General features: G+C 63.7%; 15 protein-coding genes. 7 read left to right on the forward strand and 8 right to left on the reverse strand.

Features of this window, described 5'->3' with window-relative positions:
- Position 1: 1 nt before the first annotated feature.
- Genes BJN45_RS12230 through glnL form a run of 4 tightly spaced genes read right to left on the reverse strand, consistent with a single transcriptional unit; the run spans position 2 to position 4,050 of the window.
- Complete coding sequence (locus BJN45_RS12230) at positions 2–730, reverse strand: type III pantothenate kinase (RefSeq protein ID WP_076095613.1); 729 nt, start codon at positions 728–730, stop codon at positions 2–4.
- Positions 727–1,518 (reverse strand): biotin--[acetyl-CoA-carboxylase] ligase, encoded by a 792-nt coding sequence (locus BJN45_RS12235; RefSeq protein WP_076095614.1) that lies wholly within the window; start codon positions 1,516–1,518, stop codon positions 727–729. Before BJN45_RS12235 ends, BJN45_RS12230 begins: the two co-directional genes overlap by 4 nt.
- 9 nt (positions 1,519–1,527) lie before the next feature.
- Entirely contained in the window at positions 1,528–2,940 is a 1,413-nt protein-coding gene (gene ntrC / locus BJN45_RS12240) for a nitrogen regulation protein NR(I) (RefSeq protein ID WP_076095616.1), read from the reverse strand.
- A 48-nt stretch (positions 2,941–2,988) separates the two neighbouring features.
- Entirely contained in the window at positions 2,989–4,050 is a 1,062-nt protein-coding gene (glnL, locus tag BJN45_RS12245) for a nitrogen regulation protein NR(II) (RefSeq protein WP_076095618.1), read from the reverse strand.
- 85 nt (positions 4,051–4,135) lie between these two features.
- Between glnL and BJN45_RS12250 the strand changes: the two genes are divergently transcribed.
- Complete coding sequence (locus tag BJN45_RS12250; protein ID WP_076095620.1) at positions 4,136–5,224, forward strand: efflux RND transporter periplasmic adaptor subunit; 1,089 nt, start codon at positions 4,136–4,138, stop codon at positions 5,222–5,224.
- Between the two features lies 1 nt (position 5,225).
- Positions 5,226–8,372 (forward strand): efflux RND transporter permease subunit, encoded by a 3,147-nt coding sequence (locus tag BJN45_RS12255; protein WP_076095622.1) that lies wholly within the window; start codon positions 5,226–5,228, stop codon positions 8,370–8,372.
- Here BJN45_RS12255 and BJN45_RS12260 read toward each other — a convergent pair.
- The 3 genes from BJN45_RS12260 to BJN45_RS12270 all read right to left on the reverse strand — a co-directional run bounded on the left by BJN45_RS12260 (position 8,369) and on the right by BJN45_RS12270 (position 11,709).
- Positions 8,369–8,830 (reverse strand): DUF4124 domain-containing protein, encoded by a 462-nt coding sequence (locus BJN45_RS12260; protein ID WP_076095624.1) that lies wholly within the window; start codon positions 8,828–8,830, stop codon positions 8,369–8,371. The genes BJN45_RS12255 and BJN45_RS12260 overlap by 4 nt on opposite strands.
- Before the next feature lie 106 nt (positions 8,831–8,936).
- Positions 8,937–10,352 (reverse strand): type I glutamate--ammonia ligase, encoded by a 1,416-nt coding sequence (gene glnA, locus BJN45_RS12265; protein WP_076095626.1) that lies wholly within the window; start codon positions 10,350–10,352, stop codon positions 8,937–8,939.
- 190 nt (positions 10,353–10,542) lie between these two features.
- Positions 10,543–11,709, reverse strand: coding sequence for a cation diffusion facilitator family transporter (locus tag BJN45_RS12270; RefSeq protein WP_076095628.1), 1,167 nt, complete (start codon positions 11,707–11,709; stop codon positions 10,543–10,545).
- Positions 11,710–11,755: 46 nt separating this feature from the next.
- Here BJN45_RS12270 and BJN45_RS12275 point away from each other — a divergent pair, with 46 nt between their 5' ends.
- From BJN45_RS12275 to clsB, 4 genes are read left to right on the forward strand one after another with little or no spacing between them, the layout of a single operon-like run.
- On the forward strand, positions 11,756–12,208 hold the full coding sequence (locus BJN45_RS12275; protein ID WP_076095630.1) for a rhodanese-like domain-containing protein: 453 nt from the start codon (positions 11,756–11,758) through the stop codon (positions 12,206–12,208).
- 59 nt (positions 12,209–12,267) lie between these two features.
- The gene (gene nadA, locus BJN45_RS12280) at positions 12,268–13,365 is read left to right on the forward strand and encodes a quinolinate synthase NadA (protein ID WP_076095631.1); all 1,098 of its coding nucleotides are present in this window, start codon (positions 12,268–12,270) and stop codon (positions 13,363–13,365) included.
- 10 nt (positions 13,366–13,375) lie between these two features.
- A complete protein-coding gene (locus BJN45_RS12285) occupies positions 13,376–14,134 on the forward strand; it encodes an endonuclease/exonuclease/phosphatase family protein (RefSeq protein ID WP_076095633.1) in 759 nt (252 codons plus the stop codon).
- On the forward strand, positions 14,124–15,326 hold the full coding sequence (gene clsB / locus BJN45_RS12290; protein WP_076095635.1) for a cardiolipin synthase ClsB: 1,203 nt from the start codon (positions 14,124–14,126) through the stop codon (positions 15,324–15,326). The genes BJN45_RS12285 and clsB overlap by 11 nt, the downstream gene beginning before the upstream one ends.
- Here the strand turns inward: clsB and gluQRS are convergent.
- Positions 15,301–16,233, reverse strand: a complete 933-nt coding sequence (gene gluQRS / locus BJN45_RS12295) for a tRNA glutamyl-Q(34) synthetase GluQRS (protein WP_076095637.1) — start codon at positions 16,231–16,233, stop codon at positions 15,301–15,303. The genes clsB and gluQRS overlap by 26 nt on opposite strands.
- A gap of 116 nt (positions 16,234–16,349) precedes the next feature.
- On the opposite strand from gluQRS, the gene rpoH reads away from it, so the two are divergent.
- On the forward strand, positions 16,350–17,210 hold the full coding sequence (rpoH, locus tag BJN45_RS12300; protein WP_076095640.1) for an RNA polymerase sigma factor RpoH: 861 nt from the start codon (positions 16,350–16,352) through the stop codon (positions 17,208–17,210).
- Positions 17,211–17,250 lie beyond the last annotated feature (40 nt).

The following is a 17,250-nucleotide window of genomic DNA, read 5'->3' on the forward strand; positions in this document are numbered from 1 at the left end:
GTCAGGTTTCTCTGCGGGTTTCCCGGGCCATTTCCTTCAGCCCGAGCAGAGGTAGATTGTCCGCCTGCGAGGCGGGTATGACAAGATGCTGGGCGAGCAGTGCGGCGTTGCCCCCGGATAGCAGGCAATGACGCTTGCCGTCAGGCAGACGGGCCCAGGCCCGTTCGATCGCCCCGACCTGCGCCTCGATAGCGCCACTGACGATGGCATCTTCGGTCGCTTGCGGCCAGATGGCGTGATGGCCGTCGGCAAAAGGCAGGCCGGCGGTGTCGCGGGCCAGCGCCGAGAGCATCAGATGCTGGCCCGGCAGGATGAAGCCACCGAGAAAATTACCGGCGGCATCCAGTGTATCGATGGTCGTCGCAGTCCCCGCCATGACCACCAGCAAGGCACCGGGGACAAGACTGCGTGCGCCGATCAGGGCACACCAGCGATCGACCCCGAGGCGACCGGGATTACGGTAATGATTGACGACGCCACAGGCCGCGACCGAACTGTGCACGACCTCGAGACGTGCTGACCAGTCCGCCAGTCCCTGGCGAATCCGCGCTTCCGCCTGCGGGCCGGCGACGTTGGCCAGCATGATGCGCTCCGGCAGCGGCCAGGATTCCGCCAGCCGTCCCAGTTCGGCACTTTCGGCGTGGGCGAAGGCCCCGCTCGCCAGCCAGCCGTCATCCTTCCACAAACCGTATTTGATGCGGCTGTTGCCGCTGTCGATGCACAGAATCATGCGGCACGCAGGCTGAGATCACCGGCCAGAACGCGCTCGATGCCGGTGGCGGTTTCCAGCAGCAGGGCACCGTCGCCATCGACGCCGCGACAGATGCCGTAACGCGTCGGCTCGCCGTCGGCAAGCAGGCACACCTGGCGGTCCTGCCAGGCGTTCCGCGCTTCCCATTCGCTTTTCAGGCCGGCGAAGCCGTCGACCGCAAAACGGTCGAGCACGCGGATCAGCGCCACCAGCATCGCCGCCAGTACCGCATGGCGCTCGACCGGGGCCGGCATTGCCTGCGCCAGCCCGGCCACCGGCTGGGGAAATTCACCAACAGGTTGCTGCAGGTTGAGGCCGATGCCGATGCACACCTGAGTACTGCGCCGGTCGCCGGCCAGTTCGATCAGGATGCCGGCCAGCTTGGCAAACTCGCCGCCGGATTCGAGCAACACATCATTCGGCCATTTCAGCCGGACGCCTTCGGCACCGAGGGACTCCAGCGCTTGCGCAACGGCGGTACCGACGGCCAGCGACAGACCGCCCAGCGCCGCCGCGCTGCCAGCGCTCCGCCACAGCAGGGAAAAGGTCAGGCTGGCACCGGCCGACGACGACCATTGCCGACCGCGGCGACCCCGTCCGGCATGCTGGCTGTCGGCAACCACCACGGTCCCGGCAGGCGCGCCAAGATCCGCCCGGCGCAGCAACTCACTGCTGGTCGAGTCACAAGCCTCGAGGGCATCCACATCGAAACGCCCGGCCAGGGTTCCCAGCCGGGTCTTGAGCAAGACAGGGTCTATCAGGGGCATGGAGAGATTCTACTCTCCCGCCGCCTCCTTGCCGCCGTCGATCCCGAGATCAGCGATTTTCCGCGTGATGGTGTTGCGGCCGATACCCAGCGCCTGAGCGGCTTCGATGCGCCGACCGCCGGTATGCGCCAGCGCACGCGAAATCAGGATGCGCTCGAAGCCCTGCGACAGCAATCCATGCACATCGGGTACGCCGCGTGCCAGCAGGCGATCCACTTCCCCCTCCAGCGCCTTTTCCCAGTCGCCCGCCAGCAACTGCGGCGGTGCTTCGCGAAGCTCGCTCGGCAGGTCGCCAATCTCGACCTGCTGACCGGGCGCCATCACCGTCAGCCAGTGGCAGAGATTCTCCAGTTGCCGGACGTTGCCCTGAAAATCCAGCCCGCACAGATACTTGAGCGCTGCTTCCGACAGGCGCTTGGGTTCGACACCCAGTTCGCGCGCACTTTTCTGCAGGAAATGACGGGTCAGCAGCGGCACATCCTCGCGCCGCTCGCGCAGCGACGGCAGGCGGATGCGGATGACGTTGAGGCGATGAAAGAGATCCTCGCGGAACAGGCCGTCCTTGACCCGGCTTTCCAGGTTCTGGTGCGTCGCCGCAATGACGCGGACGTTGGCCTTGATCGGCGAATGCCCGCCGACCCGGTAGAAGTGACCGTCGGACAGCACGCGCAGCAAGCGGGTCTGCAGTTCCGACGGCATGTCGCCGATTTCGTCGAGGAACAGCGTGCCGCCCTCGGCCTGCTCGAAACGCCCGCGCCGCTGCGCCTGGGCACCGGTGAAGGCACCGCGCTCGTGGCCGAAGAGTTCGGATTCAAGCAGGTCCTTCGGAATCGCCGCGGTGTTGATGGCGACGAAGGGCCGCTCCGAGCGCGGGCTGTGCCGGTGCAGGGCGCGCGCCACCAGCTCCTTGCCGGAACCGGATTCGCCGGTGATCAGCACCGTCGCGTGCGACAGCGCCAGACGGCCAATGGCACGAAACACTTCCTGCATCGCCGGCGCCTGACCAAGAATCTCCGGCACCAGCCCCTCTTCCTCCGCCGCACCACTCTGGTGCATCGACTCGTCAATAGCGCGACGAATCAACTCCAGCGCCTGATCGACGTCGAACGGCTTCGGCAGGTACTCGAATGCCCCACCCTGAAAGGCGGCAACGGCACTCTCCAGATCGGAGTAAGCGGTCATGATGATCACCGGCACCGTCGGGTGGCGGGTCTTCACTTCCTGCAGCAGTTCGAGACCGGACTGGCCGGGCATGCGGATGTCCGACAGCAGAACCTGCGGCGGCTCGCAGCCACCTTCCAGGCTGCTGATCGCTTCGCTCGCCGAAGCGAAACTCTCGAACGGGATACCCTCGCGTGACAAGGTCTTTTCCAGCACCCAGCGTATCGAACGATCGTCGTCAACAATCCATACCGGTTTCATATTTTCCTGCCTCTATCTATCTGCATGTCCCGATCCGTCAAGCAAGACTCAGGCCGGCTCAACAGGCAGACGCAGCGTAAACACCGTCTGTCCGGGGCGGCTGTGGCAGTCGATGCTGCCCTGATGATGCTGGATGAAGTTCTGGGCAATGGTCAGCCCCAGCCCGTTCCCACCCTCGCGGCCGGACACCAGCGGATAGAACATGCGCTCGCGGATGTCCTCGGGGATGCCAGGGCCGTTGTCGATGACCTTGATCTCCATCGCCAAGCGATAGCGCTTCTTGGCCAGCGTCACCTGGCGCAGGGCCCGCGTGCGCAGGACGATCTCGCCCTGCCCGGCCATGGCCTGGGCCGCATTGCGGGCAATGTTCAGCACCGCCTGGATCAGTTGTTCGCGGTCGCCGACCAGTTCCGGCAGGCTGGTATCGTAATCGCGGCGCACCCGCAGGCCCTCGGAGAACTCTGCCGTCAGCAGGCTGCGTACCCGTTCGAGAATCTCGTGGATATTCACCGTCGCCGGCAGCATCGCACGGTGCGGCGTCAGCAATCGCTGCATCAGGTCCTGCAGGCGGTCGGCCTCCTTGATGATGACCTGGGTATATTCTTTCAGTGAAGGATTGCCCAGTTCGTGCTCGAGCAATTGCGCAGCGCCGCGGATGCCGCCGAGCGGATTCTTGATTTCGTGGGCGAGGTTGCGGATCAGTTCGCGATTGGCTTGCTGCTGTTCCAGCAGGCGCTCTTCGCGCGTCGCCGCCAGGTGGTGATCGATCGGCTGCAGTTCGAGCAGCAGGCGCATGCCGGCAGCGATTTCCGGGCGCAACGGTGTCACCGTGCAGTTCAGGTGCAGGGTCTCACCGTCGGCACGGCCAAGCGAAATGTTCTGCCCGGTATAGCCCCAGTTGTTGTGCAGGCCGTTGTCGATGGCCGACTGCAGCGTCGACGAACATTTGCAGACATCGCCGAGCCGCCGACCGATCACGCTGCGACTGCTCACCGCCAGCAAATTCTCGCCGGCCGGATTGAGATAGCGGATGCATTGACCGTCATCAATGAGCAATACAGCGGAGGCCAGCAGGTCCAGGCCGGCAAAGTTGGCGTGGGTTACATTCATTGCGCGCGACCGGGCATTTGCAACGCCGCTTGCGTTAATGACCGACTGTTCATTATCATCCAGACACTCCTTTTGCCGTCATCCCATGTCCTCTGCCCATCGCGTACTGCCGACGCTGTTGATCGCCACCCTGCCCTGGCTGGCCGCGTGCAATCCACCGCCGCCGGCAGAGGAATTATCACGCACAGTTCTGGTGCATATTGCCACACCCGCACCGTCAGCGGGCACGCTGTTCACCGGCGAGGTGCGCGCCAGACACGAAGTGGAGCTTGCTTTCCGCGTCGGCGGGAAAATTGCGGCGCGCCTGGCGGATACCGGTAGCGAAATCCGTGCCGGCCAACCCCTGGCCCGGCTCGACCCGAACGACCTCCAGCTGGCCTCCGGTGCCGCCGCCGCCCAACTGGCAGCAGCCGAAAGCGAAGTGGCGACGAGCCGTGCCGAGCTGGAGCGCTACACCGGCCTGCTGGCAAAGAAATTCGTCAGCCAGGCCGCTTTCGACAGCCGCCAGCACGCACTGAATGCAGCACTGGCAAGACACGAGCAGGCGCGAGCGCAAAGCCGGATCAGCGGCAACCAGGTCGCCTACGGCACGCTGAGCGCCGAATATCCGGCCGTCGTCAGCGCCGTGCTGGCCGATGCCGGCCAGGTGGTGGCAGCGGGACAACCGGTATTCCGGATCGCCCGGCCGGAAGAAAAGGAAGTCCTGATTGCCGTTCCGGAAAGCCGGGTCGAAGAAATCAGGAAAGCGAAGAATTTTGCGGTCAACCTGTGGGCCGACCCGAAAACCGTCGTTGCCGGTGAATTGCGCGAACTGGGCGCGGTTGCCGATAGCCAGACCCGCACCTACCCGGCACGCATCCGCCTGATCGATCCGCCCCCTCAGGTCCGGCTCGGCATGACGGCCCGCGTCATCCTCGACCAACCTGCCAGCCCGTCCATGCTGGTACCGCTGTCAGCCGTCGGCGACCAGGGTAACGGACCTTTTGTCTGGGTTGTCCGCGACGGCAAACTGGAACAGCGGCGCGTGCGCGTCGAGGCCTTTCGTGAAGACGGCGCAACCATCAGCGAAGGCCTGCAAGCCGGCGAGTCCGTCGTTGTTGCCGGCATTTCGCGCCTGAGCGCAGGCCAGTCAGTGATCGCCAGGGCCGCCCCAGCCCCGGCCAGCCAGCACTGACATGAGCCAGCGCTTCAACCTGTCGGACTGGACGCTGCATCACCGCACGCTGGTCGGCTACTTCATGTTCGCCATCGCCCTGATGGGTATCATTGCCTACGGTCGACTCGGCCAGGCCGAAGACCCGCCATTCACCTTCAAGGTCATGGTCATCCGCACGCTGTGGCCGGGCGCCACGGCGCAGCAGGTCGAGCAGCAACTGACCGACCGCATCGAGAAAAAACTGCAGGAATTACCTTATCTCGACCGCATCAGCAGCTATTCGCGTGCCGGCGAATCGACGGTGATGTTCTTTACCCGGGAAACCGTCCGCTCGAAGCAGATGCCCGAGGTTTTCTACCAGGTGCGCAAGAAGATCGGCGACATCCGCCACACCTTGCCCGGCGGCATCCAGGGGCCGTTTTTCAACGACGAATTCGGCGACGTTTTCGGCAATATCTTCGCGTTGACCGGAGAAGGCCTCAGCGATCCACTGCTCAAGGACCAGGCCGAGCGTATCCGCGACGAACTGCTGCATGTGCGCGATGTCGGCAAGGTGGAGATATTCGGCATCCAGGACGAAAAGATTTTCGTCGAACTGGCCAACGCCAAGCTGGCCACGCTGGGCATCGACATCAACACGATCACCCAGGCACTGGCGCAGCAGAACGCCGTTGCCGGCGCCGGTTTTTTCGAAATGCACGACGAACGCATCCAGATCCGTCCAGGCGGTGCATTCAACGGCGAGCAGGCGGTGGCGGACACCCTGATTCGCGCCAACGGCCGCAGCTTCCGGCTCGGCGACATCGCCACCGTGCGCCGCGGCATCAGCGATCCGCCGGGCACCCGCGTACGCTTCGGCGGCCAGCCCGGCCTGGCCATCGGCGTTGCCATGGCCCCGGGGGGCGACGTCATCGCGCTCGGCAAAGCCCTCGAAAAACGCCTGGGAGAAATCCGCAAGAACCTGCCGGTCGGTGTCGAAATTCAGGAAGCCGTCAGCCAGCCAGCCGCCGTGACGCGATCGATCGATGCTTTCGTCAAGGCCCTGGCCGAAGCCGTCATCGTCGTCCTGGCCGTCACCTTCATCAGCCTCGGCCTGCGTACCGGCCTGGTCGTCGCAATTTCGATCCCGCTGGTGCTGGCGGCCACCTTCCTGGCCATGGACGCTCTCGACGTCGGCCTGCACAAGGTCTCGCTTGGCGCACTGGTACTGGCACTCGGCCTACTGGTCGACGACGCGATCATTGCCGTCGAGATGATGTGGGTGAAGATGGAACAGGGCTGGGAACGCACCCGCGCCGCCTCATTCGCCTTCACCAGCACCGCCGGCCCGATGTTATCCGGTACGCTGGTGACCGTCGCCGGCTTCATCCCGATCGCACTGGCCAAGTCGTCCACCGGTGAATACGCCTTCGCCTTCTTCCAGATCAACGCCATCGCGCTGATCATCTCCTGGCTGGCCGCCGTCATTGCCATTCCGTGGCTCGGCTACAAATTGCTGCCGGACCCACGGGCAACGCACAACCCGGGAAAACTGGCCCGCCGCTGGCCGCGCCTCGACCGGCTGGCGCTGCGTCTCGGCGCCTACGGCCCGACCCAGGCGGAAGATCACGATGTTTACGGCACGCCGTTCTACCAGCGCTTCCGGCGCATGGTCGGCTTCTGCGTGACCCATCGCTGGCTGGCCATCGGCTGCACGCTGGCCTTGTTCGCGCTTTCCATCGTCGGCATGAGCAAGGTGCAGAAACAGTTCTTCCCGAATTCAACCCGGCTCGAACTCAACGTCGAACTGCGCCTGCAGGAAGGCGCCTCGCTGCCGGCCACCGAGCGCGCTGTCAGGACACTTGAGCGCTGGCTGGAAGCCGACCGTGCCGGGCACGACGATTTCACGCACTACATCACCTGGATCGGCAGCGGCGCGCCGCGCTACTTCCTCAGCCTGGATCAGCAATTGCCTTCAACCAATGTCGGCCAGTTCATCATCGAAACCAGAAATATCGAAGCCCGCGAAGCATTGCGCGGTCGACTGATCGAATATTACAAAAATGCCCCGGACGGGGTACGCGCCCACGTTGCCCGTATCGAAAGCGGGCCACCGGTTGGCTACCCGGTCCAGTACCGGGTCTCGGGCGAAGACGTCAACGCCTTGCGACGGACTGCCGACGCAGTGGCGGCGCTAATGCGCAGCGACAGCCGCTTGTCCAACGTCAATTTCGACTGGCACGAACTGTCGAAGTCCGTCGCCATCGAAATCGACCAAGACAAGGCCCGACTGCTCGGCATCTCCAGCCAGGACATCGCCACCCTGCTGGGCATGTCGCTGCAGGGCCATACCGTCAGCAACCTGCGCGAAGGCAGCAAGAGCATCGATATCGTGCTGCGCGGCAGTGGCGATGAACGCGCCCGCCTGTCCGCCCTCGCCGACCTGATGCTGCCGACGAAAAGCGGCAAAAGCGTCCCGCTCAGCCAGGTCGCCCGCCTTGAACCCGTCTTCGAGCCCGGCCTGATCTGGCGCCGCGACCGCGTACCGACAATCACCGTGCGCGCCAACCTGTACGGAGAAACCCAGCCGGCAACCGTCACCGACGCACTGAAACCCGGCATCGAAGCCTTGCAGGCCGGACTGCCAACAGGCTATCGCATCGCCGTCGGCGGTTCGGTCGAGGAATCCGGCAAGGGTGCCGGCTCGGTGATGGCTGGCATTCCACTGTTCCTGCTGGCCGTCGTCACCATCCTGATGATCCAGCTGCAAAGCGTCTCGCGGGTGGTCATGGTGCTGCTGACGGCGCCGCTCGGCATCATCGGCATCGTGCTGTTCCTGCTGCTGTTCAACAAGCCCTTCGGCTTCATGGCCCTGCTCGGAACCATTGCACTGTTCGGCATGATCATGCGCAACGCCGTCATCCTGGTCGATCAGATCGAGCAGGATCTGGCTGCCGGCAAAGCACGTGTCGAAGCCATTGTCGAATCGACGGTACGCCGCCTGCGGCCGATCGTCCTGACCGCCGCCGCAGCCGTTCTGGCGATGATCCCGCTGTCGCGTAACGACTTCTTCGGACCGATGGCCATCGCCATCATGGGCGGGCTCATCGTCGCCACCGCCCTGACCCTGTTCTTCCTGCCGGCGCTGTACGCCGCCTGGTACAAGGTCGGCAAACCCGCCGCCTAGCGCAGGTTGCTCAGTTCCTTCTGAATCGCCTGCAGGTTGCGCTCGTGCTGGGCAACCCGGTCGCGATAGGGTGCCGTGCGCTCGGCACCGCCGATGGTGCCGCGCACCGCTTCCTGATCGCTCAACTCCTTGCGTGCCTGATCAAGCTTGCGCTGTTCACCAGCCAGTTCCTGCTCAAGGATGTGGCGGCGATCGGAATCCCGCGCCTTCTGCGTATCTTCCTGCACACGCGGGAAGCCGGCCGGCGTCGGATTGGCCGAAGCCCTGGCTGCCGGGGCTCGCGGTGCCGGCACCGAGTTCTGTTCTTCGCTGACAATCGCCTGGCAGTTCTTGTTCAGGCGACTGTTCGAAATCAGTACGCCACCACCGGCATCGGTACATTTGTAGATGGTCTGGGCAGCAAGCGTCAGCGGAGCAAGTGCGCAGAGCAGGGCAAGCAGGCTACGTGTCATTGTCATGGTTCCTCGTCAGCGTTTCAGTTTACCGGAGTAAACGCTGCACTCGCCAGAAAGTGCACAAAAAAAGGGCGGGGAAAACCCCGCCCTTTTTCACTGGCCGCAAGGCTTAGCAGCTGTAGTACAGATCGAATTCCACCGGGTGGGTGGTCATGCGGATCTTGTTCACTTCGTCCATCTTCAGAGCGATGAAGGCATCGATCCAGTCGTTGGAGAAGACGCCACCACGGGTCAGGAACTCGCGATCCTTGTCCAGGTTTTCCAGGGCTTCCTCGAGCGACGCGCAGACGGTCGGGATCTTTGCATCCTCTTCCGGCGGCAGGTCGTACAGGTTCTTGTCAGCCGGATCGCCCGGGTGGATCTTGTTCTGGATACCGTCCAGACCAGCCATCAGCAGCGCGGCGAAGCACAGGTACGGATTGGCGATCGGATCCGGGAAGCGGGTTTCGATACGACGGGCCTTGGTCGAGGCAACGAACGGGATACGGATCGAAGCCGAACGGTTCTTGGCCGAGTAAGCCAGCTTGACCGGCGCTTCGTAGTGCGGGACCAGACGCTTGTACGAGTTGGTACCCGGATTGGTGATCGCGTTCAGGGCCTTGGCGTGCTTGATGATGCCGCCGATGTAGAACAGGGCGGTTTCCGACAGGCCAGCGTACTGGTCACCGGCGAACAGGTTCTTGCCGTCCTTCCAGATCGACTGGTGCACGTGCATGCCCGAACCGTTGTCGCCAACGATCGGCTTCGGCATGAAGGTGGCGGTCTTGCCGTACTGGTGGGCAACGTTGTGCACCACGTACTTCAGGATCTGGGTCCAGTCGGCGCGCTTGACCAGGGTCGAGAACACGGTACCGATTTCGCACTGGCCGGCATTGGCCACTTCGTGGTGATGCACTTCGACCGGCACGCCCAGGGATTCCAGGGTCAGGACCATGGCCGAACGGATGTCGTGCAGGCTGTCGACCGGCGGAACCGGGAAGTAGCCGCCCTTGACGCCCGGACGATGGCCGCTGGCGCCGTTGCCTTCATTCTTCTCACCGGAGGTCCAGGCCGCTTCTGCGGAATGGATCTTCAGGGAGCAGCCGGACATGTCGACATTCCACTCGACGCCGTCGAAGATGAAGAATTCGGGTTCCGGACCGAAGTAGGCGGTGTCGCCGATACCGGATGCCTTCAGATAGGCTTCGGCACGCTTGGCGATCGAGCGCGGGTCGCGGTCGTAGCCACGGCCGTCGGCCGGATCAACGACGTCACAGGTCAGGACGACGGTGGTTTCGTCGAAGAACGGATCGATGTAGGCGGTCGCCGGATCCGGATTCAGTTGCATGTCGGAAGCCTGGATACCCTTCCAGCCAGCAATCGAGGAACCGTCAAAGGCGTGACCGTTTTCGAACTTGTCTTCATCGAAGGCGGAAACCGGCACGGTCACGTGCTGTTCCTTGCCACGGGTATCGGTAAAACGGAAATCGACGAACTTGGCGTCGTTTTCCTTGATCATGTTGATCACGTCTTGCGGGGTTGCCATACGCGTTAGTCTCCTAAGAAAACAGCCTGCCGGTGAAGCCGGCGACATTCAAAAAATCTCAGCGAACCAAATTTAGCAGAAAGCATGCCAAGGCTCGTTCAAGCAGATTTACATTGTGCCACAAGGGCCTGCCGGCGCACGCAAGAAAACATTTGCACCACGACAGTGCGCAGAATAAACGATGGCACCATTATGGTGCCGATGTGCAATTGAGGCGCAGCACACGCACCATCGGCACAGCCTGCAGACGCGATGCCAGGCGCTCCTCCACCGCATGCAGCGAGTCGGTGCCGGCAAAACAGGACTGCGCAAAATAAAGGTCGATTTCGACCTGCCCAGCCAGGTAGTGCAGGACAACCTTCTCCGGCGCAGGCAGATCGGCGATCAGCGGCTCGATCAAGGGCATCAGCGTCTCACGTCCGGGCAATTTCATCGCCGCCAGATCCGGCTCGAGGTCGTCTTCCGGATCGACATGGACGAGCACATCAAGCACCTCCGGATGCTCGCGCAGGACGCGGGCCCGCGCCGACTCGGCAATCCGGTGTCCTTCGGAGACGCTGATCCGCGGATTGACCTGGACATGCGCATCGGCCAGCACCTGATGCGCCATGCGCCGGGTACGCAGTTCGTGCAAACCGAGCACGCCGGGCGTGGACCGCAGCGTGGCACGGATGGCCTCAACCTGGGTTTCATCCAGCCCGGTATCGACCAGTTCCTTGATCGCATCCCAGGCCAGCCCGGCGCCCATGCGCAGAATCATGAAACCCATCAGCGCCGCTGCCAGCAGATCGAGAACGCCCCAGCCGAGCAGCGCGCCGCCGATGCCGACCACGACGACCAGCGCCGACGCGGCATCGGCCCGGGTATGCAGCGCATTTGCGGTCAACAGCTGGGAACGCAGTTTTTTCGCAACGTGGATCAGGTAACGGTACAAGCCTTCCTTGGCAACCACCGTCAGCACGGCGATCCAGAAGGCGCTCATCTCGACCCCAGGCAGGACTGCCTGTGCCTGCAGGCGCATGCCGGAATCCCAGAGAATGCCGGCGCCGATCAACAACAACGAAACACCCAGCACCAGCGTCGCCGCCGTTTCGACCCGGGCATGGCCGTAGGGGTGTGCCCGGTCCGCCGGCACCGAGCTCTGCCGGGTCGCCCAGATGACGAGGAAGTCTGACAGCAGGTCGGAGAACGAGTGCAGGCCATGGGCGATCAGCGACTGCGAGTGCGCCAGCCAGCCGACGATCAGCTGCGCGAGCGTCAGCACAAGATTGACGGCAACGCTGACCCAGGTCGCCTTCTGTGCCTCACCGGCACGGTCTGCGACGGCAGCCGGCGGCGTTGAATGACCGTCTCTCATGTACTCTGTCCTATACTGTAGCCCTCGATTTTAGCAGCGAACCATCATGGGAAAACTCAGAGAAATACTCGACATTGCCAAGGTCCGCGCCGAGGGACTGGAACGCGCCTATCAGGGCGAACTGACCCCGCGCGAAGCCTTCGAGCTGCTGCAGGCAGCGCCCGGCGCAAAACTGGTCGACGTCCGCACGCGTGCGGAATGGGATTGGGTCGGCCGCATCCCCGGCGCCGTCGAAATCGAATGGAACCAGTACCCGGGCGGCGTGCGCAACCCGAACTTCCTCGCCGAACTGAAGCGCCAGGTCGACCCCGAGTCGCTGGTGATGTTCGTCTGCCGCAGCGGCGTCCGCTCGATCGGCGCGGCGACAGTGGCCAGCGAAAACGGCTACAACAACTGCTACAACATCCTTGAAGGTTTCGAGGGCGACAAGGACGCCAGCGGCCACCGCAACACTGTCGGTGGCTGGCGACGTGCCGGATTGCCCTGGCATCAGGGATAATTCGCCCGCCCTTTTTTTGCCTCTTTGGCGCGTCGACCGCGCGATTCACCGGAAACAGCATGCAAACCGCGACCATCTCCTTCGATCCGTTCAACAAACTTTCCGACGACGCCTGTCAGGAGCGTATCCGCGCCGCCCGTGCCAAGCTCGGCAAGCGCGCCGTGATCCTCGGTCACCACTACCAGCGCGCCGACGTCTACCAGCACGCCGACCTGACCGGCGATTCGCTGAAACTGTCCAAGCTCGCCGCGCAGACCGATTCCGAATACGTCATCTTCTGCGGTGTGCATTTCATGGCCGAAGTCGCCGACATCATGACCGCGCCGAACCAGATCGCCATCCTGCCCGACCTCGCCGCCGGCTGTTCGATGGCCGACATGGCCAATCTGGCCAAGGTCGAGCGCTGCTGGCGCGAGCTGGGCAGCGTGCTCGATGTCGAGAGTGAAGTCACGCCGGTCACCTACATCAATTCGGCGGCCGACCTGAAGGCCTTCTGCGGTGAACACGGCGGCATCGTGTGCACGTCGTCGAACGCCGGCACCATCGCCAAGTGGGCATTCGACCAGCGACCCAAGGTGCTGTTCTTCCCCGACCAGCACCTCGGCCGGTGGACCGGCCACCAGATGGGTTTCCCGATGGACGAAATGGTCGTCTGGGACCCGGACCTCGAAATGGGCGGTCTTACGGTCGACCAGATCAAAAAGGCAAAAATCCTGCTGTGGAAGGGCCACTGCTCGGTGCACCAGATGTTCCAGAAGTCGCACATCGACGCTTTCCGCGCCAAGTACCCAGAAGGCAAAGTGATCGCTCACCCCGAGTGCAATTTCGAGGTCTGCGCCGCGTCCGATTACGTCGGCTCGACCGAGCACATCGTCAAGACGATCAAGGAAGCGCCGGCCGGTACGCGCTGGCTGGTCGGCACCGAACTGAACCTGGTCGACCGTCTGGCCAAGGAAGTGCTGCCACAGGACAAGATCGTCCAGTTCATGGCGACCACCATCTGCATGTGCTCGACGATGCAGCGCATCGATCCTCAACACCTCGCCTGGACACTGGAAAACCTGGTCGACGGCAAGGTCGTCAACCAGATCAAGGTGCCCGAACACGAAGTCAAATTTGCCCGCCTGGCGCTCGACCGCATGCTGGCAATCTCCTGAACGCCGCGCCATGAGCCAGCCCGAGCTGCACATCGCCACCTACAACATCCACAAGGGCTTCTCGCAGTTCAACCGGCGGATGATGGTGCATGAGCTGCGCGAGCGGCTGCGCAGCCTCAACCCTGACATCGTCTTCCTGCAGGAGGTGCAGGGCCTGCACCTCGGCCATGCTGAAAAACACTGCAACTGGCCGGCCAGCGCCCAGCACGAATTCCTCGCCGAGGACATCTGGCAGTCGGCCTACGGTCGCAACATGATCTACGACCACGGCCACCACGGTAACGCGATCCTGTCGCGCTTTCCGATCCTGCACACGCACAACCAGGATGTCACCCACCTGCAGTTCGAGAAGCGCGGCATGCTGCACTGCCGGATCGAACTGCCGCATGGGCCGCCGGCGCACTGCGTGTGCGTGCACCTGTCGCTGTTCGGCCATTCGCGCCGGCGCCAGGTGGACGCGCTGGCCGACTACCTCGACGGGCTGGACGATCCGACCGCACCGCTGATCGTCGCCGGCGACTTCAACGACTGGCGCAGCCATGCCTGCGCCCATCTGGCCCGTCGCCTGCACCTGCAGGAAGTCTTTTCCCAGGCGGTCGGCGGCCGCCCGGTGCGCAGCTTTCCGGCGGCGATGCCGATGTTTCGGCTCGACCGCATCTACGTGCGCGGCTTCACCGTGCGCAATACGGCAGTGCATCACGGCCCGCCGTGGTCGGCCATTTCCGATCACGCGGCACTTTCAGCCTACCTGACGAGGCATGAGCGCTGAGTTTCTCCCCGGCAACCGGCTGACGCTGCTCAACTCCGGGCGCGAATATTTTCCTGCGCTGCTCGCCGCGCTGGCCGAAGCGCGCGAGGAAATCTACCTGGAAAGCTACATCTTCGCCGACGACCCCGTGGGCCACGAAGTCGCCTCGGCGCTATGCGCGGCGGCGCGACGCGGGGTCACGGTGAATGTTACGGTCGACGGTTTTGGCGCCCGCAATTTCGCCGAAGACTTTCGCCCCCGCCTGGCCGAGGCCGGCGTGCGCTCGCTGTTCTACCGCCCGGAAATCAGCCGCTTTCACTTTCAGCGCCACCGCCTGCGGCGCCTGCATCGCAAGCTTGTCGTCATCGACGGGCGCATCGCTTTCGTCGGCGGCATCAATATCGTCGACGACAACAATGCGCCGGCCGACATGTGTCCGCGCTACGACTACGCCGTGCGCGTCGAGGGCCCGGTGCTCAGCCAGATCCACCATGCTGCGCGGCGCATGTGGGAAATCGTCACCTGGGTCAACTTCAAACGCCGCTTCCGCCTGACACCGATCGTCCACCCCTGTTGCGAGCCGGCGGGTGAGCAGCAGGCCGCTTTCCTGATCCGCGACAACATCCGCCACCGCAACGACATCCTGCACGCCTACCTGAGCGCAATCGGCAGTGCCCGCGAAGAAATCCTCATCGCCAACGCCTACTTCCTCCCCGGCATCCGCTTCGCCCGGGCGCTCTATGCGGCAGCCCGGCGCGGCGTCCGCATCACCATCCTGCTGCAGGGAAAAACCGACCATCCGCTGATGCGCTACGCCGCCCAGACACTGTACGCAGCCGGGCTGAAGGCCGGCATGCGCATCTTCGAATACGAAACCAGCTTCCTGCACGCCAAGGTTGCCGTCATCGACAGCGAATGGGCGACTGTCGGTTCGTCCAACATCGATCCGTTCAGCCTGCTGCTGGCCAAGGAGGCCAACCTGATCGTCCGCGACACGGTTTTTGCCGGCGAACTGCGCGCCAGCCTGCACGATGCCATGCGTGCCGACAGCCGCGAGATGCTGCCCGAAGACATAGCCCGACTCCCCTGGCATTCGCGCTTCCTGCGCTGGTTGAGTTATGGCCTCGTCCGCCTTCTCGTCGGCCTCGCCGGCTACGGCGACCGGCACTGGCGCAACAAGGAAGGCGTCAGCCCGGAACCGCCGGAGCGCTGAGCGCAGGACAACGGGGAATGGCGGCAAACGACCAGTTCGCCAGCGCCCATGCCCACACCTCGCGCACGCTCGCGCCCGCCAGTTCCGGCGTCACCGGCTGCCCCAGGAAAGCCAGCGCCCGGACGATTTCACTGGCCGCCTGAGCAGCCGGCAATGCCGGCGCCAGGGTCTGCTTCGACCATTTTTCGCCAGCAGGATTGGTCGCCACCGGCAGGTGCGCATAGCGCGGCGTGGCATAGCCGAGGCAGCGCTGCAGCCAGATCTGGCGCGGCGTCGAGGCGAGCAGGTCGGCGCCGCGGACAACGTCGGTGATTTCCTGGAAATGATCGTCGACGATAACCGCCAGCTGATAGGCAAACAGGCCATCGGCCCGGCGCAGCACGAAGTCACCGACATCATCCGCCAGATGCTGAACCTGACGGCCCTGCAAGCGGTCGTCAAAAGCGATTTCGCGATCATCGACCCGCAGGCGCCAGGCCCGTGCCGTTTCTCCCAGCAACAACCCGCTGCGGCAACGCCCGGGATAAACCAGGCCACCATCGACCGCCTGGCGCGTCGTCAAGGCGGCGATGTCCTTGCGCGAACAGGCACAGGGATAAACCAGGCCGACCGATTTCAGGCCTTCCAGCACTTCTTCATAGGCGCCCAGACGCTGACTCTGATGGACGACCATGCCATCCCATTCAAAGCCAAACGCCTCCAGCGTGCGCAGGATGTCGTCGGCTGCCCCGGGAACGTTGCGCGGCGTATCCACATCCTCCATGCGTACCAGCCATTCGCCGCCGTGTACCCGGGCGTCAAGGAAACTCGCGACCGCCGCGATCAGCGAACCGAAGTGCAGCGGTCCAGTCGGCGACGGGGCAAAACGGCCACGATAACCGCGCCCTGGCAGCAGGGTTTCGCTCATGCGCAATCGATCGGTTGAAATTTGTTACACACCGTCGGGAAACTCGCTTGCATACTTAGCACTCTCATGCAACGAGTGCTAAAATAGATTCATCAGATGAAGGAGGATTTTACGCTATGACCCATGCCCTGGCGCTTCCCGTACCCTCTGCAATCGGCAACATCGACGCCTACATCCAGGTGGCGAACCGTTATCCGATGCTGTCCGAGGCGGAGGAAATCCGGCTGGCCGAGCGTTTCCACAATGACGGCGATGTGGACGCGGCGCGCGAGCTCGTGCTCTCGCATCTGCGACTCGTCATCTCCATCGCCCGTGGCTACCTCGGCTACGGACTGCCACACGCCGACCTGATCCAGGAAGGCAACATCGGCCTGATGAAAGCCGTCAAGCGCTTCGATCCAACGCGCGGCGTGCGTCTGGTGTCGTTCGCGATGCACTGGATCAAGGCCGAGATTCACGAGTACATCCTGAAGAACTGGCGCCTGGTCAAAGTCGCGACGACCAAGGCCCAGCGCAAGCTGTTCTTCAACCTGCGCGGCCAGAAGGCCACGTACGAAGGCATCGACACGCTGAGCGGCACGCAGGCCGGCGAAGTTGCTGCCCGCCTGGGCGTCAAGCGGGAAGAAGTCATCGAGATGGAAACCCGCCTGTCCGGGCGCGACCTCGCGCTTGAAGGCAGCCCCGACGATGGCGACGAGGCCTTTGCCCCGATCGACTACCTGGCCGATTCGCGTTACGAACCGACCCGCGTGCTGGAAGACAAGGCGCAAGCCCGCCTGCACGATGAAGGCCTGCACGAAGCCCTGGGCGCGCTCGATCCGCGCAGCCGGCGCATCGTCGAAGCCCGCTGGCTGGCCGATGGCGATGCATCGACGCTGCACGAACTGGCGGCCGAATTCGACGTCTCGGCAGAACGCATCCGCCAGATCGAAGTCAAGGCGCTGCAGAAGATGCGCGGATTGCTGACAGCTGCCTGAACGGACAAAGGGGGCTCACTGCCCCCTTTTGTTGAAAACC

The sequence above is a fragment of the Azonexus hydrophilus genome, assembly GCF_001956855.1.
Classification (GTDB): domain Bacteria; phylum Pseudomonadota; class Gammaproteobacteria; order Burkholderiales; family Rhodocyclaceae; genus Azonexus; species Azonexus hydrophilus_A.